Annotated in this window: 17 protein-coding genes; 7 read left to right on the top strand and 10 right to left on the bottom strand. The window is 55.6% G+C overall.

Annotated elements, in window-relative coordinates:
• The first annotated feature begins 112 nt into the window (after positions 1-112).
• From FKG94_RS16750 to FKG94_RS16730, 5 genes are all read left to right on the top strand, one after another.
• Positions 113-1,324: a DUF4143 domain-containing protein gene (locus tag FKG94_RS16750; protein ID WP_218943557.1), complete on the top strand. Its 1,212-nt coding sequence runs from the start codon at positions 113-115 to the stop codon at positions 1,322-1,324.
• 417 nt (positions 1,325-1,741) lie between these two features.
• Positions 1,742-2,005 carry a BrnT family toxin gene (locus tag FKG94_RS16745; protein WP_142905473.1) on the top strand — a complete coding sequence of 88 codons (264 nt, stop codon included), beginning with the start codon at positions 1,742-1,744 and terminating at the stop codon, positions 2,003-2,005.
• A 41-nt stretch (positions 2,006-2,046) separates the two neighbouring features.
• Positions 2,047-2,238: a hypothetical protein gene (locus FKG94_RS16740; protein ID WP_142905472.1), complete on the top strand. Its 192-nt coding sequence runs from the start codon at positions 2,047-2,049 to the stop codon at positions 2,236-2,238.
• Between the two features lie 294 nt (positions 2,239-2,532).
• Positions 2,533-2,874, top strand: a complete 342-nt coding sequence (locus FKG94_RS16735; RefSeq protein ID WP_142905471.1) for a hypothetical protein — start codon at positions 2,533-2,535, stop codon at positions 2,872-2,874.
• A gap of 632 nt (positions 2,875-3,506) precedes the next feature.
• Positions 3,507-4,031 (top strand): hypothetical protein, encoded by a 525-nt coding sequence (locus FKG94_RS16730; protein WP_142905470.1) that lies wholly within the window; start codon positions 3,507-3,509, stop codon positions 4,029-4,031.
• Between the two features lie 373 nt (positions 4,032-4,404).
• On the opposite strand, the gene FKG94_RS16725 is transcribed toward FKG94_RS16730, so the two are convergent.
• From FKG94_RS16725 to FKG94_RS16680, 10 genes are all read right to left on the bottom strand, one after another.
• A complete protein-coding gene (locus FKG94_RS16725) occupies positions 4,405-4,875 on the bottom strand; it encodes a Dps family protein (protein WP_142905469.1) in 471 nt (156 codons plus the stop codon).
• 234 nt (positions 4,876-5,109) lie between these two features.
• Positions 5,110-5,874: a metallophosphoesterase gene (locus FKG94_RS16720; protein WP_142905468.1), complete on the bottom strand. Its 765-nt coding sequence runs from the start codon at positions 5,872-5,874 to the stop codon at positions 5,110-5,112.
• A gap of 320 nt (positions 5,875-6,194) precedes the next feature.
• Complete coding sequence (gene atzF, locus FKG94_RS16715) at positions 6,195-7,988, bottom strand: allophanate hydrolase (RefSeq protein WP_218943556.1); 1,794 nt, start codon at positions 7,986-7,988, stop codon at positions 6,195-6,197.
• Between the two features lie 341 nt (positions 7,989-8,329).
• A complete protein-coding gene (locus tag FKG94_RS16710) occupies positions 8,330-12,097 on the bottom strand; it encodes a 5-oxoprolinase/urea amidolyase family protein (protein WP_142905467.1) in 3,768 nt (1,255 codons plus the stop codon).
• Between the two features lie 87 nt (positions 12,098-12,184).
• Positions 12,185-12,823, bottom strand: a complete 639-nt coding sequence (locus tag FKG94_RS16705; protein WP_142905466.1) for an urea amidolyase associated protein UAAP2 — start codon at positions 12,821-12,823, stop codon at positions 12,185-12,187.
• 19 nt (positions 12,824-12,842) lie between these two features.
• A complete protein-coding gene (locus FKG94_RS16700; protein ID WP_142905465.1) occupies positions 12,843-13,562 on the bottom strand; it encodes an urea amidolyase associated protein UAAP1 in 720 nt (239 codons plus the stop codon).
• Positions 13,559-14,044: a nickel-responsive transcriptional regulator NikR gene (gene nikR, locus FKG94_RS16695; RefSeq protein WP_142905464.1), complete on the bottom strand. Its 486-nt coding sequence runs from the start codon at positions 14,042-14,044 to the stop codon at positions 13,559-13,561. The genes FKG94_RS16700 and nikR overlap by 4 nt, the downstream gene beginning before the upstream one ends.
• A gap of 51 nt (positions 14,045-14,095) precedes the next feature.
• Positions 14,096-15,013 carry an ABC transporter ATP-binding protein gene (locus FKG94_RS16690; RefSeq protein ID WP_246125212.1) on the bottom strand — a complete coding sequence of 306 codons (918 nt, stop codon included), beginning with the start codon at positions 15,011-15,013 and terminating at the stop codon, positions 14,096-14,098.
• Between the two features lie 12 nt (positions 15,014-15,025).
• Positions 15,026-15,997 carry an ABC transporter permease gene (locus tag FKG94_RS16685; RefSeq protein ID WP_142905463.1) on the bottom strand — a complete coding sequence of 324 codons (972 nt, stop codon included), beginning with the start codon at positions 15,995-15,997 and terminating at the stop codon, positions 15,026-15,028.
• A 58-nt stretch (positions 15,998-16,055) separates the two neighbouring features.
• Positions 16,056-17,030 (bottom strand): ABC transporter substrate-binding protein, encoded by a 975-nt coding sequence (locus tag FKG94_RS16680; RefSeq protein WP_142905462.1) that lies wholly within the window; start codon positions 17,028-17,030, stop codon positions 16,056-16,058.
• A gap of 68 nt (positions 17,031-17,098) precedes the next feature.
• On the opposite strand from FKG94_RS16680, the gene FKG94_RS16675 reads away from it, so the two are divergent.
• A complete protein-coding gene (locus FKG94_RS16675) occupies positions 17,099-17,449 on the top strand; it encodes a hypothetical protein (protein WP_142905461.1) in 351 nt (116 codons plus the stop codon).
• Between the two features lie 48 nt (positions 17,450-17,497).
• On the top strand, positions 17,498-18,808 hold the full coding sequence (locus FKG94_RS16670; RefSeq protein ID WP_218943555.1) for an endonuclease/exonuclease/phosphatase family protein: 1,311 nt from the start codon (positions 17,498-17,500) through the stop codon (positions 18,806-18,808).
• Positions 18,809-18,862 lie beyond the last annotated feature (54 nt).

Genomic DNA, 18,862 nt, shown 5'->3' with positions numbered 1-18,862 from the left:
GCCCATTATCCTCAGAGGGGCCCGTCAGGTGGGCAAGTCCACCTTGGTGAAGCTGTTTTCCGAACACTTTAATCGGCCTCTGGTAGAGGTTAATTAAGAGCGATTGGGGCCCATGCAGGCAGACCTGGCGCAGGCCTTTAGCCACAATGACCCGCAACACCTGCTGAATCTGCTGGATGCGCTGCCCCACACAGGTGCATTGACTGAGCAGTCCCTTCTGTTCTTTGATGAAATCCAGGCCGTTCCCGAAGCTATTCCCGCATTGCGGTATTTTTATGAGGATATGCGTCAATTGCCAGTTCTGGCAGCGGGTTCTCTACTTGAGTTTGCCCTGTCGGGCCATCAATTTTCCATGCCCGTGGGAAGGGTGGAATATCTGCATATGGGACCGATGACATTCACTGAATTTCTCGATGCCCTGGATGAAACCAAGCTCGCCTCGATCATTCAGAATTTTAATATCGGCGACACTGTAAATCCGATCTTTCATACCAGGCTGTTGGAGCTGCTGCGAACCTATTTTTTCGTTGGCGGTATGCCCGAAGCGGTTAAAACCTACGTAACGTCTAAACGCCTGAAGGAAGTCAGCGAGGTTCACAATTCCATTATTGAGACTTATCGAGAGGATTTTCCAAAATATATGGGGTCAAGAAACTTGTCCCGAATTCATCAGGTATTTAACTTTGCCGCGCGCAATGTCGGTAAAAAAGTGAAATATGCTCAGTTTTCGAGCCAAGACAAAAGTGCCACCATTAAAAAAGATATCGAACTTTTGTGCATGGCTCGCGTTCTGTCCAAAGTAATACACAGCCATTGTAGCGGCCTGCCACTGCAGGCAGATTTAGAGGAGAAGAGCTATAAGCTGTTGTTTCTGGATGTGGGCTTGATGAATGCGACGTGTGGCCTTGACTGGAATACCGTTTCACAAATGAAAGATGCCCAACTTGTCAACGAGGGAGCTATCGCAGAGCAATTTATCGGTCAACATCTTCAAGATATTCTCTCGAGCGCTCCCAATAGAGAACTCACATATTGGCTTAGAGAGGGGCGTTCCTCTAATGCCGAAGTTGATTATGTGCTGGGATTAAACGGGCAGATCGTCCCGATTGAAATTAAAGCAGGAGCCACAGGCAGCTTGAAATCCCTGCACCAGTTTGTGGGCGAAAGACAGGTCCCTTTGGCCGTTCGATTTGATACGGGCTTACACTCAGTACAAACCATCAGTACCCGCATTCGCAAGGCCGGTAAAGAGGTTAAGGTTGATTACGAACTTATCTCTCTGCCTTTGTATCTTGTTGAACGGCTGCCGGGGTTGGTGCGTTAGCGGCTTGCCGTCATTTATGCTGGATGTGGAATCCGGGGTTGAAGGATGTTCACATAGCGGTGAAAAACGACCTTCTCAATACGATATTCTTTTAGCCATCTTTACTGTATTAATTGTTCGCCTGGCAACTTGTCGGCTAAGTGACAAGGATTGTTGTAAAAGTCTTTGAAAAATATTCAACCTATATTTGCTTGACTTTCGCAATAGAATTGCAGATAAACATCTCCAGGTTCCTGAAAGGCTTTTTTACTCTACAGAATCAGGCTTTGCCTCGCCGAGGCTAGCTCGAATTGTTAAGCTCTGATTTTTCAAGAGGAAAGAACTTCATTTATATATTTTTATGATTGGTCGTGGTAATAAAGCTCGCTATTTTTTATATTTGGCTGCTAGTACAATGAATAAAAAGGAGGGGGTGTCATGCAATTCGAATGGGATGAAGATAAGCGTGAGGAAACGCTCAGGGATAGAGGTATAGACTTCATTGATGCGGCTCTAATATGGAAAGATCAAATGAGGCAAGAGCGTGTCGACCTGCGCCATAATTATGGTGAAACCAGGATTCAAACTATCGGAAAATCAAGGCTTGGGATATTACTAGTGGTTTACACAGAGCGTACCTATGAAGATGGGGAAGAGGTGATTCGGATCATATCGGCCAGAAAGGCAGACAAAAGGGAATGAAGGGAATATGAGACTATGACATTTCATGTGCGGAGTGTGCTATGACTAAAAGGAAGAGATACTCGTTAGATGAGTTGGAGAAAATGAAGAGTGAGTCTGATCAGGAGAAGTTTGATGAAACGACCGACGTAGATATTCTTGAACAAATAATTTCCGATCCAGATACTCCTCATTTAACAGAGCAGGAAGTTAAAGAAATGAGACCGGCTAGGAGTAAGGAGCGTAAGAAATGAGTAGGAAGACGATCAGGGCGCCACTCGAAGAAATTCAGAAAATGAGAGGTCGGACACAGTGGGCGAGACTAATTGCCGAGGAGAGAAGTTCCAGAAAAAAGGACCCGTCGAAAAAAGATCAAGAGACAGACGTTAGTGGTAGTAGGTACAGAAAAGGCAGACAGATATAATGGCTAGACCCAAGAAAAAATTGTCATCTGCATTCTGATTGAAGTAGTCTGTGGAAAATTTTTGAACTGTCAGTGGCCTTAAGTATGGAATTGCCATTTTTTTAGTGTGTTAAGAGGGACGTTTATGATTAGAAAAATTGGGTTTTTACTAGCAATAACCACAAGCCTAGTTACGTATCAAGCATCTGCTGCAGGGTGGTCAGGCGAGGCAACTATTGAAGGGATTTACGCCGTCAATGATACGACGGTGATAATAACACTTTCATCTTTTACAAATCCTGACAATTGCCAGGTAAATGAAAATGGACATGTTATTCTCAACCCGGCAACCAATAAGACATGGTTCAGTTTACTGCTTGCAGCTTATGCCGCTAAGAAGACAGTTAATATATTTGTCGCCAGCACTTGCACGACAGTTTGGGAAAATACGTCTTATGCAGATGTGGCGCATGTTAGATTATTATAAGTTGTAGGGTGTGTCAGTCAGGCGAAGAGTTAAGGGGTAGCCGAGGTAGAAACAAAGGAAACCTCATGATGCTTGGAAGCTGATCAGTGGATGATAATCGGAATCAGGTCCGCCGAAGACCAGGGCTGCGCTGGTTAAAGTGCGAACATCGAGACGCCTATTTACCATTCAAACGAGTGTTCTGCCAAAACTGATATCAAGGGGACAGCCTATGAAGGCTAACTTATCTATTGCGGGTCTATTTCTTGTCTTAACTTTACCAGCGTCTGCGGGTCTATGGTCTGACTGGGGTACTGTTACCGAGATGCAAACGTTTGGAGGATCAAATGGAGCATTTAGGTTTAGAACGTCGGCGGCGCACAAAGATGATGGCTCCCCTTGTGGAAGTGGTTGGTATGTGTGTCTGAATTTACCGGATATAAGAAAGAACAAATATCTATGCTGTTAGCGGCATTCGCCGCAAGTCAACAGATTAGGGTCAATGTAAGTGGCTGCGGAGGTTGGCAGAATCAAGATACCAATGCCAACTACTTTCATATTCGGAGGTGACTGTACACCTAACCAAGACGGCCAACAGGCAGTGGTAAGAGGAGCCATAGCCTGAGGTTCCTCTGCTTCTGTACGGAATACCCATGAAACTGATCTATTCCTTGATATTGACAATTATGCAAATACTAAGCATTTCCAGCGCCTATTCAGGAGCCTGGTCCTCCAAGCACCATGATATAAGCATAAATTACAATGAAAACGTGTGGAAAATAATTGAGGAACATGATGCCGAAGAAGACGTTCTCGTGGGCTTTTTCGATAAAAGTGATGGCTCGAGCTTTCTTGTTCGAATTGAGTTTGAACAGGATGTACATCTGGCAGAGGACAGTTTGATCGAGCAAGTGCTGTCTGAGGGGTTATACAACTCAGACCCCGCACTTCAGGTTTTGGGACGATCCGAGATGCTTATCTCGAATGGTAGTTTCTATGCAGTTGACTATTTGTTTAGCAATAAAAAGTTCGGAAAACAAATTGTCCGACATGCCTTTTTAAAGAAAAAAGATCACATCATAATGCTCTTATTTGCCTGGCCCAGCGAGATGGATATGGTTCAGGGTAAGAAATTTCCCGCAAAACATATGGTATTTATTGAAGGCATACAGTTGTGAAGTTGGCCGTCCCCTCAGCTCTCTAGCGGCGACGTTCGCTCGCTGTTGGCATATCCATCGCTGCGAGCATCGTCAACAGTCCGAAAGGCTCCTCGGCCCGCTCGTTCAAGATGCTCTCTGATTGAGGGAAGCACTGATAACTTATAACTTGACCGAAGGCATAGATGTTTATCCGCCATCGCCAAGAAAAGGGCAGAACAGGTCAAGTTATTAAGTTATCAGTGTCCCCTCCGCGCCCAAAAAAGCTTCAGTCCATAGTGTGAAACATGGTAATAAAGAGCTGTGGGAAGTCATGTCCCCTATATTCTCTGGCCAAATAGGTCGTGTCCCCTTCGCGCTCCTGATTGAGAGAGGCACTGATAGCTATTCCGGCTTAACTCCTGGTGGCTCGCAACATCCATGATGTCTTTTCATGAATCCGCATACGGTCAGAGACCAATGCCACCGTCGACTCATCATCTGCTGACTGAGCAAGTTTTAACACTTCCCTGGAAGTCTTAACCACTTGCTCATGTCCCTTTGTCAATATGTCGACCATTTGTTCTGAACTTGGGGTTCCCTCGACCTCTTCGATAGAGCTAAGCCTGGCAAATTCTTTGTAGGTGCCTGGAGCTGCTATACCCAGCGTGCGAATACGTTCCGCTATATCGTCCACCGCGACGGCTAACTCGGTATAGTGTTCTTCGAACATGAGATGCAGCTCCCGGAATTGGGGGCCACTTACATTCCAGTGAAAATTGTGAGTTTGGAGGTATAAGGTATAGGAGTCTGCTAAAAGACGTTTCAGTCCTTCGGCAACTTTCTCTCTATCTTCAGCGTTTATGCCTATATCAATATCGTTCATGCTAATTTCCTCTCTCGCGATTTAATGCCTGTGCTTATGACGCTTACTGCAGGCGCATGGCTTGTTGCCGTAGTTTCACCAGTTTTGTCATGGCTCGATGACACGTGTGACACTAAGGCCGAATAGCGTAACTTTACCAGACAGCGTTTGAAACCGCCAACGAGCGGATAAAAACGCCTTCGGCAAGCTGTGCTTTTTTGCGGCTGAGACTCCCATTCTTCCACGGGCATTACACTAGACCTCGTGGATACACATCAGCTTTCTGGCCGCAATACGCGTTTCGCCGGGATAGCCAAAGGCATTGTTGATATAACAAACCCCGTTCAGGGTGACCTTCCGATTGACGTGGCTGTGCCCGTAGACATGGATATCACTTTGTAAGCTGCGCAGTTGTTGTTCAAGTATATAGCTGCCGAGGACAGGATAGAGAAATCGATGCTCGGCGGGAATATAACTCGGCATCAAGTCAATACGCGGCAGAAAATGTGAGAAAGTAATCAGTGTGCCGCTGCCGCGCTGCGCCGGCAGTTGCCGGGGGTTGCGTTCAGTAAAATGACGGCTGACAGCGGCCGCATCCCAGCCATGGGGCCAGCGGCAGACCCGATAATCCATCCAGCCGTCGCGCAATTGCTGGCCGGGTCGGCCGAACGAGTAGTCGTACCAGCCGAGCAGCGGTACTATGTTGAGTGATTCGCTGTAGAAGGGTTGCGTCAAGATGCCCAATTGCCCGGCGAGCGCCTCAATGGCATCGAATTTTTGCAGGGAGTTTTGCAACTCGCCGTTGCGCACCCACAGTTCATGGTTGCCGGGCAAGAAGAATACTTTGTCAAAGCGCTCGGCCAGTTGTTGCAGGCCTTTTTTCAACAGCGCCAGTTTGTCGGTCAGATCGCCGGCCACAATCAGGATGTCATTTTGATAGTCGCTGCGGGATAAGCCGCTGAGCCAGGCGGCGTTCTCCTCATAGTCGATATGGATATCCGAGATGCAAAAAACCCTCATAGCTCCGATGCCTTGTCTCGATCTTTGTACAGCAGCGTCTGTCCGTCGCGGCAGTCACCCGGCGCAGACCTGAGCGCCCGCCGTGCAGCCTGCCGTAAAGCAGCGAGTATAGCAGCGATGCGAATGTGCGGTCCTATATTGAGAAAATATGTTGTTTGGCTGCGGGGCCACGCCAGCCGCTGAACCGCAGGCCACTCGTCTGTCGGTTTTTCACATGGGGATTGCGCGTTGCAACCGGACTGGTGCCCCGGCCTGATGGCGGGCGAAACCCGGTCATAGTCCCGCTGGCGCGAATAGGCCCCGGGGCTCCAATATCCGGGTTAGCTTGTCTGTTGTAGCCAACTGCGCCAACCGCCAAACTCAGTGATGTTTTTGGCGCCGCCGGTTCCATAGCCGTCGCAGATAAAACCGCTCAACCAGCGGCCGTCGGCCAGTTCGACCTTACCGATGCCCAGGGGCGCGGGTATTGCGGCCACGAAATCGCCGAAGGTCTCGGCCGGCAGGGTCCAGACCTCGACCTCTATGGCGCAGCCTCGTGTCACGTTGCGAATCATGGCCGGTCGCTTGCCGTCAGCCAGTGCAAAAAGCTGGTAGTTGGCTGAGCTGGCGGTCAGTTCTTTCAACTTGCCGCCGCGCTCCGTCAACTGCCAGTTTAACGGCTGGCCCTGCAGGTGAGCGCCGCAGACAACGATATCGATGGTGCGGGGCGGGGTGAGCACGGCTGCGGATGTCAGTTCGGGTTGGGTGTGCCGGGTGGCGCCCAGGGGTAAGCGGCAGGCGCGCTGCAGGGCGCCGGCAAAACTCAATACCTCGATATCGGCGAACGCGGTGGCGAACAGGGTAACGCCCCAGGGTACACCGCAATCCGTAAAACCCACCGGCACGGCGGTGCCGCAGTAATCCAGCAGGTTCATAAAGTTGGTATAGGTGCCGAGGCTGGCGTTGTGGCGGATCGGGTCTTTAGCAATGTCGGCGCGCGCGTATAGCGTTGGTGTGGTGGGGGTGAGTAGGATATCCACATCCGCCATCACGTTGTCGCACTGCCGTTTTAGTGCCGCCAGCCGGTATTGCGCGGCAAAGGCGTCGGCGGCACTGCCGGTCGCACTGCCGTCGATAACCTGGCGAATCACCGGCAGCAGAGCCTCCCGCGCCACGTCTTTGGTAGCGAGTTGGCGTTCGGCGACCCAGGGGCCTTCATACAAAAGTCTTGCCGCGCTCAGGAAAGGTTCAAAATCTATCGGCACAGGCGTGCCGCCCAGGCGGGATAAGTGCTCGACACTTTTTTCGAACAGTGTCCGGATGTCGCCGTCGCCCTGGAAATCCAGTTCGCGCGGCACGCCGAAACGAAACGCCGCCGGTGCGGCCGCCGCGTAGTAGCGGTTGCGGTTGGCATAGTGGTTGCTGCGCGCGTAGGGATCGAGCGGATCGAACTGTGTTACCAGGTCCCACAGTATCGCGATATCATCGGTGTGCAGAGCAAACAGGCTGACACAATCCAGGGACCGGCAGGCCGGCACCACGCCGCGGGTGCTGATCAGGCCTTTGCTCGGCTTGTGGCCGATCAGGTTGTTAAGCACCGCCGGCACCCGGCCGGAACCGGCCGTGTCTGTGCCCAGCGCAAAGCTAACCTGCCCGAGCGCAGTGGCAATAGCGGAGCCGGCGCTGCTGCCGCCGGAAATATAATCCGGGTTAAAGGCGTTCTTGCCCTCGCCGTAGGGCGAGCGGACACCCACCAGGCCGGTGGCGAATTGGTCCAGATTGGTTTTGCCCAGCGGGATGGCGCCGGCGGCGAGCAACGCTGTCACAACGGGGGCCGATTGTGGCGGTGTGTAAGCGAAGTCCGGGCAGCCGGCGGTGGTGGGGACGCCGGCCAGATCGATATTGTCCTTGATGGCAAAGGGAATGCCGTAGAGGGGCAGGGTGTCGGGTGATTGACCCTCCAAAAATGCGAGATGGTTCTCCAACTGTCGTTCGTCCAACAGTGTAACCCAAGCGTTATAATCGGCTTGTGCCTCGGCCTGCCTTCGCAGTGTGAAAATCAGTTCGCGCGGGGTGGTGACGCCGTTGCGATAGTTTTCCCGCAGTACTGGTAAACGTAAATTGAAAATAGTCAAAGTTTTCTCCCGAACTCCGCTGTGTGCGATATGGCTGGAAACTGGATTTTTGGTACAGATGCCAATCGTATTTAATTAAAAGGATTTGCACCCGGTGATCGTTCCTTGCCTAAGCCTTATTAGTTAAGAATACTGCGGGTAGGTCTAGCGCGGGATAGGGGTTTCAGAAACTCTCGACAGCAGGGATGCTGTCGGGAAGTCCCCAGGGAAGGGTTTACGACGTGTTTCTGAAACCCCTATCCCGCGCTAGACCGATCAAATGGCACACTTTCTCTTACGCAAGCGCCTATCGGTTAGACTCCCGCCAATAACACTCGAAGCGAGCAACAACGAACCACACCTTACGACTCCTCCACCCAAAGCAGGGTTTCACCAGCGGTTACCGCCTGGCCTTGATCTTTGAGTACTTTTACCACCTTGCCACTGCGGTCGGCATTGATTTCAATTTCCATTTTCATCGACTCCAGTGCCATCAGGGTGTCGCCTTCCCGGACCTGCTGTCCCGCCGCCACTTTCAATTGCCACACACTGCCGGATACCGGGCTGTCGATACCGTTGGTACCCGCCGGCAGCGGTGGTTGCGAATCCTCTGTCGGGGACTGCACCTGCGGCTCGTAAGTCAACTGGCCACCGGCGCGCCAGCGAGAGAGTTCGGCATCGAAAGCGGTCTGGCGCCGTTGCTGGAATTGTTCGATCGCGCCGGCGTTGGCATCCAGAAAGCGCTGGTAGTCGGCCAGGTCAAAGCGAGTGTGTTCAATTTTCAAAGGATAGTTGCCGAGAGGAAAATCCCGGCGTATCTGTGCCAGTTCGCCGGCGCTGACCTCGTAAAACCGAATCTGGTCGAAAAAGCGCAGTAGCCAGGGTTTTTCAAAAACCTCTGTCTGGCGGTAGCGATTCCACATCTGCAGGGTGCGGCCGACAAACTGATAACCACCCGGCCCTTCCATACCGTAGACACAGAGGTAAGCGCCGCCTATGCCCACCGAATTCTCCGCCGTCCAGGTGCGGGCGGGATTGTACTTGGTGGTTACCAGCCGGTGGCGCGGGTCCAGCGGTGTCGCCACCGGTGCGCCCAGGTATACATCGCCCAGCCCCAGCACCAGGTAAGCGGCGTTAAAGACGATCTCTTTGACGGCGGCGATATCGGGCAAGCCGTTGATACGGCGGATAAACTCCAGATTGCTCGGACACCAGGGCGCGTCCTGTCGCACTGTTTGCATATATCTGTCGACGGCCTGCTGGCAGGCTTCGTCATCCCAACTGAGCGGCAGGTGTACGATGCGAGCCGGCACCGAGCTGTCCGGATTTTGTGCCACGGCGGCGACGGCGGTATCCAGGTGGGCGAGCAGTTTTTGCAGATCGAGCTGTTGGGGATCGTAGTGAATTTGCAGGGAGCGAATGCCCGGCGTCAATTCCCTGATACCGGTAAGCGTGTGATCCTGCAGCCACAACATCAGTGCGTGCACCCGAAAGCGGCGCTCGATATTCAATTCGAGTGGTCCCAGTTCCAGCAGCAGGAAGTGATCGCCCGCCAGTCGATATACCACCTCGTCGTCGCCAAGGCGTGCGCGCCCCGCAATAGGCGACGGCAGTGAAGCGGTTGCCGCAACGGCGGTGGTATCGGCGCGAAGCTGGGCGATGGCGGCGGTTTGTGCGGCTTCCAGCGCGGTTGCCCAGGCGTGGGTGACGGGTGTGAACTTGAGTTTGGCTCCGGCTTTTAGCTGCCCAAGCTTCCACAGGTCGGCTTGAACTACCGTCGCGGGGCACACAAAACCACCGAGGGATGGACCGTCGGGCCCGAGGATAACCGGCATATCGCCGGTGAAGTCCACCGTGCCAAAGGCGTAGGCGTTGTCGTGAATGTTGGAAGGGTGCAGCCCCGCCTCGCCACCACTGTCGCGGGCCCACTGCGGTTTGGGGCCGATCAGGCGCACACCGGTGCGGCTGGAGTTGTAGTGCACTTCCCAGGTGTGGGAAAAGAATTGTTCGATATCCCTGTCGGAAAAAAAGTCCGGCGCGCCATGGGGACCGTAAATGACCCGCAGCTCCCACACCTCGGGCAGTGCGGGCCGGTGCTCGGGAGCGATGCTTGCCGGTGGCGTGGATGCTTTTGCATTGGTAGGTGTTTCAGCAAAAGTCTTGGCAGGACTCCCGGTGAGAGTCTTCGTGGAAGGCTCGGAGGTGAGAGCCCGGGAGGTGACGGTCTCGGGGGTAACAGTTTCGGAGGTAAAAGTTCCGGAGGTAAAAGTTTCGGAGGTAAAAGTTCCGGAGAGAACCTCGCTGGTATTGCCGCCCAGATGCAATACATCACCGCTGCGCAGGGCGCGTCCCCCATGCCCCCCAAACTGTCCCAGGGTAAAGGTGGACTTTGAGCCCAGATAATCCGGGCATTGAATACCGCCGGCCAGTGCCAGGTAAGCCCTGGCCCCCTTGCCGGTGATAGCGCCGAGCCGCAGCACGGCTTTGGCAGGCACTTCAAGCGTTTGGTACATGGCCACAGGCGCGCCGTCGATACTGGCTTCGATGGTCGCACCGGTTAACGCTATGCGACAGGGCCGGTTAAATGACAGGGTGGGGCCGTGTAAAGTGATTTCCAGGCCGGCTGCTGTTTCGGGATTGTCCACCAGCTTATTGGCCAGGCGAAAGTTTAATGTGTCCATGGGCCCCGAGGGCGGCACGCCGATATGCCACAGGTCGGTGCGGCCCGGGTAGTCCTGAATTGTGGTCTGGGTGCCGGACTGCAATACATCCAGTGTGTGAGGCGTAAAAGTGAAATCGGCGAGGCTGGCGGTGTGCAGCCGGCCCTGCCGGAACGGTTCGGTGTTGAGAACGGCGCGCACATAATCCAGGTTGGTTTCAATACCGTAGAGCGTGCTGGCGGCCAGATGCCGATCCAGTTGTTCCCGGGCGGTCTCGCGGTCGGCGGCGCAGACAATAACTTTTGCCAGCATCGGATCGAACAGCGCCGGCACTTCGAGGCCAGCTTCGATCCAGTGGTCGATACGCAGGCCGGCCGCCGCGGGCCAGTGGACTTCGGTCAGCAGCCCGGCACAGGGCTGGAATTCCCGGTTGGGGTCCTCGGCGTAGAGGCGGGCCTGAATGGCGTGTCCGCCGGGCTCCAGTTGGTGTTTGCGCTGTTGCAGGTCACCGAGTTCGCCGGCCGCCTGTTTGAGCATCCACTCGACCAGGTCGACCGACCACACGGCTTCGGTAATGCCGTGTTCCACCTGCAGGCGGGTATTGACCTCGAGAAAGTAAAACGCCCCGGCATCGGTGTCGTAAATAAATTCCACGGTGCCGGCGTTGCGATAGTCGACCGACGCCATCAGGCGTTCGGCGGTGGTGTGTAACCGCCGGCGCAGCGGCGCCGGTAAATTGGGTGCCGGGGTTTCCTCGATGACTTTCTGGTTGCGCCGTTGCGCCGAGCAGTCCCGCTCCCCGAGGGAAACGGTGTTGCCCGCGCCGTCGCCGAATACCTGCACCTCGATATGGCGCGCCCGGGCAATATATTTTTCCAGAAACACGCCGTCATTGGCGAAGTAGTTGGCGCCGAGGCGCCGCACGCTGTCCCAGGCACTGCGCAAATCCGCTGTGCTGTGGCAGACCTGCATGCCGATACCGCCGCCGCCGGCGGTGCTTTTCAGCATGACGGGGAACCCTATTTGCGCAGCCCGATCAAGCGCGTCTTCGATATCGGTCAGCAGCGGGGAGCCGGGCACCAGCGGCACGGCGGCCCGCTCGGCGGCGGCGCGCGCCTCGTGTTTTAAACCGAACAGGGTAATCTGCTCGGCGCTGGGGCCGATAAAGTGCAGACCGGCGCTTTCACAGCGCGCTACGAAGTCGGTGTTCTCGCTCAGAAAACCGTAACCTGGGTGAACGGCCTGCGCGCCGCTCTGCGCTGCGGCGCGGAGAATCTTGTCGATATTCAGATAGGTGTCGGCAGCGCTGCCGGCGCCCAGGCTGATAGCCGTATCTGCGCGGCGCACATGCAGCGACTGCGCGTCCGCCTCGTGATACACCGCGATGGCGTGGATGCCCAGCTTTTTAAGGGTGCGTATGATACGTACGGCAATGGCGCCGCGGTTGGCGATCAGCACTCTGGTAAACATGTTGGTTACTTGCGTCTGGCGGGTCGTCCCGGGTGAAAAGGTGCCGTGCAGGTCGTCCTGCGCGGCGGTGTGGCGCCGGTGTCGGCTTTATTGCCACAGCAAAAACTCTATCGGTGTCGGATTGTGGCCGTTGCACGGATTGTTGAGCTGGGGACAGTTGGAAATCAGGACGATCACATCCATCGTCGCCGTCAGTTCCACGTATTTTCCCGGGGCCGAAATACCGTCGGCAAACATCAGTCCGCCCGCCGGGGTGATGGGCACATTCATAAAGAAATTGATATTGTGGGTGATATCCCGCTTGCTCAACCCCAGCTCCTGATGCGCTGCCAGCGCCAGCAGCCAACTGTCGCGGCAGGCGTGCATACAGCGTTTGTCGAGGGCGTAGCGCACGGTGTTGCTCTCGGTGGCACAGGCGCCGCCGAGGGTATCGTGGCGGCCGCAGGTATCGGCGCTAATGGTCAACATGGGGTTACCCAGGTTTGAGCGTAGAACGGAGCCGGCGGTCAGATACACATTGCCCTGTTCGCGAATGGTATCCATGGCACTGTAGCGTTCGGAAATATCGTGGCGACAGTAAAAAAGTGTGTCGGCGGCCTGGTTACCTTCGAGATCGAGGATGCGACAGGTCTGGCCGCTGTCGACTGTCTGCAGCAGGTAGTCGCCCGCCGGCACCACCTGGCTGAATATCGCGTCTTCGCGTTTGAGAGTGCTTGCTTTTATCATCGCTTGATCCCGCGGCCGGTTAAGAAAGGCCGAAATGGTAGAGGCGGTTGTTTTCAAAACCCCGGCGATTTTCCGCACAGGCGTTCATGCATTCGTCGTCGCTACCCACCGGCTGCGCCTGTGCCAACTCACACCCGATCGGCGTGTGCGGATAGTCACCGGCTTCGCTCAGCGGGTGCGGGCAGTTGTGCATAATGACCAGGGTGTCCATTTCGAAGCGCAGCGAAACCCGGGCGCCGGCCTGGGAATGCCCTGCGGCCAGGCTCAGGTTGCCGGTCTCGTCCACTGCGACTTTGCTGAAAAAATTGACGTTTGCCGCCATATCTTTCGCCGTCAGGCCATACTTCGCCAGTTCCACCAGAAAACTGTCGTAACCGTTTTGCCGGCGCTGGTTGCGGGCCTCCTGGTATGTGCTGCCACCCCACCGTTGCGCTACCTTGGCGGCGGTGCTGGTGCCGCAGACGGTTTCGTGCCAACCCAGCGTATCCTCGGTAATCGAGCAGAAGATGCGCCCCATATCGGAGTAGAGGCAATGCCCGCGGGTGAGTTTGAAGGTGTGCTGGCACTTCAGCGTATCCGGCGCATTGTAGCGCTCGAGCAGGTCCTCGGGGTTGTAAAACAGCATGCCGACGTTGGCGCCGCCGTTGAGATCGGTGAGGGTCAATTGAACACCCCGGTGCAGGCGCAACGACCAGTGGCTGGCGCCGGGCAGGGTGGTGCTGTAGTAAGGTTTACTCATGTCTGGCTCCCGTGCTGAGCGGGGAGTGGGTGCAGCGGCGGCATAATGGCCGAACTGAGCAGCAGCTTGCCGGTTATCACGCCGCGCTGGGTAATCATTTTATCGGCGATGGTTTTCAGTGTGACGGCCGGACCCTGGACCAGGACCACCGATAAGGTGTTGGTGTGGGTCAGGTTCACATTCAGGGTGCTGATCACTTCATCGATATACTCGTACTGCAGATCGTGCAGTTTTTTCTGCACGCCGATGACGGCGTGGTTGTATACCAGGTTGATAGTGCCGGCCATGATGCCGCCGTCCAGGTCGCGACGGTGGTCGTTCAGTTGCTGGTTGATCATATCGCAAATGGCCTGCGAGCGGCTTTCGAAACCGCGCGCGAGCACCATCCCGTCAAACTGCCCGAGCAGTTCCTCGGGCAGGGAAATACTGATGCGGCTGACTTTTTGCGACGACGGCGGCGGTTTGGGGGCTTGAGAATTCATTGGCGGTGCAAACTCTCCCGATTAAAACAGGTTAAAGACATCACGACCAGACTAAAAAACACTGCCGACAGCGTCGTCGACGGCAACCATTCTCACCATATTGAGGCGGTCTGCGTCCTCGGTGACGGTGACCGGCGGGTGAATAAGCTCTTCCAGGCGTCTTTTGGTGGCGAGAAATTCAGCGCTCAAAAACTGCGCCGGTGTGCGCGGGTGAGGCACCGGGACCTCAATCATCTCTTGGACTTCGCCCGGGTTGGCTTTCAGCACCAGGATGCGGTCGGCCAGATAGACGGCTTCGTCCAGGTCGTGGGTAATAAACACGACGGTAATGTCGATATTTTGCCAAATCTCCAGCAGGTAAGCCTGCATGCGGGCCCGGGTCTGGGCGTCGAGGGCGCCGAAGGGCTCGTCCATCAGCAGTACTTTCGGTTGGTTGGCCAGCGCCCGGGCGATGGCGACGCGCTGCTTCATACCGCCGGACAACTGGTGCGGGTAGCTGTCGGCAAAGCGGTTGAGCCCGACCAGGTCGATCCACTGCAGCGCGTCCTGCTCGGCGGTGTAGCGACTGTGGCCGGTGCAGCGCAGGCCGAACATGACATTTTGTTTTACCGTCAGCCACGGGAACAGCGTGTAACCCTGAAACACCATGCCCCGATCGGGGCCGGGGCCCTCGACGGCGGCGCCGTTGAGACGGATGGTGCCGGCGCTGGGTGTTTCCAGGCCTGCCAGGATGCGGACCAGGGTGGATTTGCCGCAGCCGGAGGCGCCCACCACACAGACAAATTCGCGCCGGTGCACGGTGAAGTTGATAGCCTGCAGGGCGGTAACATCGCCTTGCGGCGTGTCGAAAACTTTCACCAGGTTATTGACTTCGAGAGTTACCGGTCTTTGTTTCAGACGCTCGAACCTGTCTTTGACGGTGCTGCTTTGCATCAACAAATAGTCCGGTAGTTTCGGCTTCGATGTCACAGTATTGACCTCCTACTTGCCGGCGCCGCCGGCCTGCTGTTGCCAGGGGAACAGCCGGCGCCCGCACCAGGCCATGATCATATCGGTGGCCAGGCCGATAATGCCGATCATCACGATGGCGGCGAAGACGTTTTCGAAATTCTTGTAGCGCGCCTGTTGAGTGATAAACCAGGTGATACCCGAGCTGCTGCCGATCAACTCGGCGACGATCAGGTAAGTCCAGGCCCAGCCCAGCAAAATACGCATATCCCGGTACAACTCCGGCAATATGCCCGGCACTACCACACGAAACAGCAGCGCCCGGTTTTTGGCGCCGAGGGTTTGTGCCGCCTCCAGCAGCGCCGGGTCGAGCTGGCGAGTGGTGTTGGCGATGACCAGCACCTGTTGGAAAAAAGTGCCGATAAAGATAATCGCGATTTTGGGGGCGTGGTGAATCCCCAGAATGGCGACCGCCAAAGCACCGAATGCCGGTGCCGGCAGGTAGCGAAAGAATTCGATAAACGGCTCAAACAGGCGTGAAAAGAAATCATAGGTGCCGGCGAGTATGCCGAGGGGCACGCCGATCAGGGAGGACAGCAGGAAGCCCCAGAAAATCACCTGCACACTTTCCCACAGGCTTTCGTGCAGCCACTTTTCGCTGCGGCGTTTCGGTTCGGTGGTAAACGCGGTGTAAAACGCCGTCACCACTTCGTGGGGGGCGGGCAGATAGATCGGGTTGGCCCGCACGCCCCGGGGCGTCACCCCGCCGGCCTCGATCACAGTTTGTTTTTCTTTTTCAAACAGCGGTCGGTCGACCAGCATTCCCTCGGTAAAGTAGCTGACGTCGCCTGGTGTCACGACTTCCACTTTCGGGTGCCAGAGAAAAGGCACATAACTTACCAGGCTCCAGATCAACAGCGGCAGTAGAAAGCTGGTGACCGATACGGCCATCCGTGCCTGCGGTTGCAGGGTCTTGCGGATTGCGAACCATTTTTTTACTGCCATATGCCTGTTCCGCTGTGGCGATTATCAGTGTACAGGGTGCCGCTGCCGGCGTGTTGCCTTAAAGGCTTTCCATCAACGAAGCATCGATATAGGTCTCGATCTTCTGCGCTTTGTCGTAAACTTTGTTGTCGACATTGAAAGCGTCGGCAATTTTTGATGAGCCGTAGAGTGATCTGAAGCCGTCCGCCTTGCGCATCAACGGCAGGGCCTCCTCGAGCGTCAGTATTTTGGTGCCGTCGATAAACTCGGCATAGGCGTCGGGTGCAATACCCACGCGCGCGGCCATAATCTTGATGGCATCGGCGCGGGTGGCGGGGGCTTGCAGGTAAGCGATGGCCCGATACCAGACTTGCAGGACTTTTTTCCAGTCATCGCGCCGGGTGGCGAGGCTGGTCGGGGCTACCGCCAGTACATCGTAGATCAGCCCGGGCTCGTCGGCGCTCGAGTAAATGCGTGTTGCGCCCGGCACCAGCTTCAGCGCCTGGCCGGAATTGGGCTGCCAGGCGACTATGGCATCGACCTGGCCGGAGGCCAGCACCTGCGGCGTTTCGTTGGTGGGCACATTGACTAACTCCACCTCGGATTCCTTGAGACCGTTTTTCTCCAGCGCGTTGAGCAGCAACAGGTGGCTGACGAAGCCGATTTCCACGCCCACTTTTTTGCCTTTCAGTTCTTTGACTGAATTGATACCCGGTTTGGCGATCACCATATCGTTGCCGTTGCTGTAGTCGTTGATCAGGACCATCACGCCGCGGGCACCGGTGGCGCCGGTTACCAGGGTATCGCCGTTGGTCATGGCGACGGCATCCAACTGGCCTGCGGCAAACGCTTCCATACTGGCGACGTAGTCGAACCACTCGAATTCCACATCGACGCCGGCCTGTTCGAACATGCCTTTTTCGATAGCGATCTCCCAGGCGACCCAGCCCGGCCAATCGCTGTAGCCGATCTTCAAGGGGGGCGCCGCCTGGACTGCCGCGGTCAGTGCCAGCGTTGCGGCAAGGCTCAATACCAGTCGTGGTAGGGATATCATCGGGTTCTCCTCTTTATTACGATCTCAGTATTACGATCTCAGGTCTTGGTAATACCGGATGCAGCAATATGCGCGCCAATCTCTATCTCATGGATAAGTGGTTGAAATCGTTTGAGTTCTCGGTTTCTGTCTGGGGTAAACAGCGGGCGGCGGTGCGCGCATGTGGTGCGCGCTGCACTGATTTGTTTCAAAAAGGGAAAGTGTTGGGTGTCTTCGCAGCGACGGGGAAGGTTTATAACCGTCGCCCGAGTGACTTCAATTTACAGGCGGTTTTTTTCTTTTTCTTTCCTCTCCGGCGTGAGCCGGCCATGTTAGCACGACGTTTAACCTCAAAAAAACAGCGACTGATCAACATCCTGAGCAAAGTTAATATTTGCCCCAAAAGCTTCATCCCAGCTTCAACAGACTGTAAAGTTTGAGTGGCATTAATGCTGGGTTATCTAATGACCCATGTCAGGAGAATGTTTATGAAACACCTCAGGATGTCGTATTTGATTGCCGCTTTAGCCGGTTTCTGTCTGCATGCCCAGGCCGATGGCCCCTATGGCTGTATGAGCGCTGATCTGTCTCGGGCCGCCGAGCGCGGCGATCACGGTCTGGTGCGCTTTGCCACCTTCAACGCTTTTCTCAATCGCAACACCGAAGGCCAGTTGATCGCCGATCTGCGCGATCCGGACGACCAGATGGAAGCGGGTAACGATGCCGATGTGCAGATAAAGGCGGTGGCGGAGATTATCCAGCGGGTGCGGCCCGATGTGCTGTTGCTGAACGAGTTTGATTACGATGGCAATGGTGAAGCACTGGCGTTGTTCCAGGAAAACTACCTGGGCGTCAGCCAGAACGGTCAGCCTGCCATTCACTTCGACTACACGTTTAACGCGCCCTCCAATACTGGCGTGCCCTCCGGCAAGGATTTCGATAACGACGGTTCCACTACGGGTCCCGGCGATGCCTACGGCTTTGGTTTTTTTCCCGGACAGTTCGGTATGGCGCTGTTGTCGAAATATCCCATAGAAGACTATCGGGCCAGGACCTTCAGGCACTTCCTCTGGCGCGATATGCCCGATGCCCTGCTGCCGGACGACGATACCACGCCGGCACCCGGGGATTACTACAGTGCCGATGAGCAGGCGGTGTTTCGGTTGTCCTCGAAAAGCCACTGGGACGTGCCAGTCTCTATTCGCGGTCGCACCGTGCATGTGCTGGCCGCTCACCCGACGCCGCCGGTTTTCGACGGGCCGGAGGATCGCAACGGTCGCCGCAACCACGATGAGATCCGCTTCTGGGCCGACTATGTGGGGCCGTATCGGGGCGCGCGCTATATCCGCGACGACGCCGGGCGCCGCGGTGGTCTCGGCAGTTATAGACCGTTTGTGATTATGGGCGACTACAATGCCGACCCGTTTGACGGCGACAGTTTCGATGGCGCCATCAACCAGCTCCTGCAACATCCGGCGGTGGATGCGCAGATAACGCCCGCCAGTCTCGGCGGTTTTGCCGATGCGGCGGCAGAGGGATTGGCCAACGAGTTGCACGCCGGCAATCCGGCATTCGACACGGCTGATTTCAATCCCAATAATCCCGGCAACCTACGGGTGGATTACGTCTTACCGTCGCGCCGTGGTCTGCAGCCTGTCTGCGGAGGTGTGTTCCGACCGACTGAGAACGACGAGAGTTTTTACCTGGTGGGCGCAGGCTTCCCGGTGATTTCCTCCGATCACCATCTGGTGTGGATGGATATCAGGGTTCGCGGTGGGTATTTTCCTTTCTTTCGTTAGGTCGAAGTGGACACAACTGGGGTCATGTCCCTGCACCATGCCACGGCAAGAGGT

Origin of the sequence: Exilibacterium tricleocarpae, from assembly GCF_007004655.1 — a bacterium.
GTDB lineage: Bacteria > Pseudomonadota > Gammaproteobacteria > Pseudomonadales > Cellvibrionaceae > Exilibacterium > Exilibacterium tricleocarpae.
The sequence above is the reverse complement of the archived record's forward strand: the minus strand, read 5'-3'. Positions and strand labels throughout refer to the sequence as shown.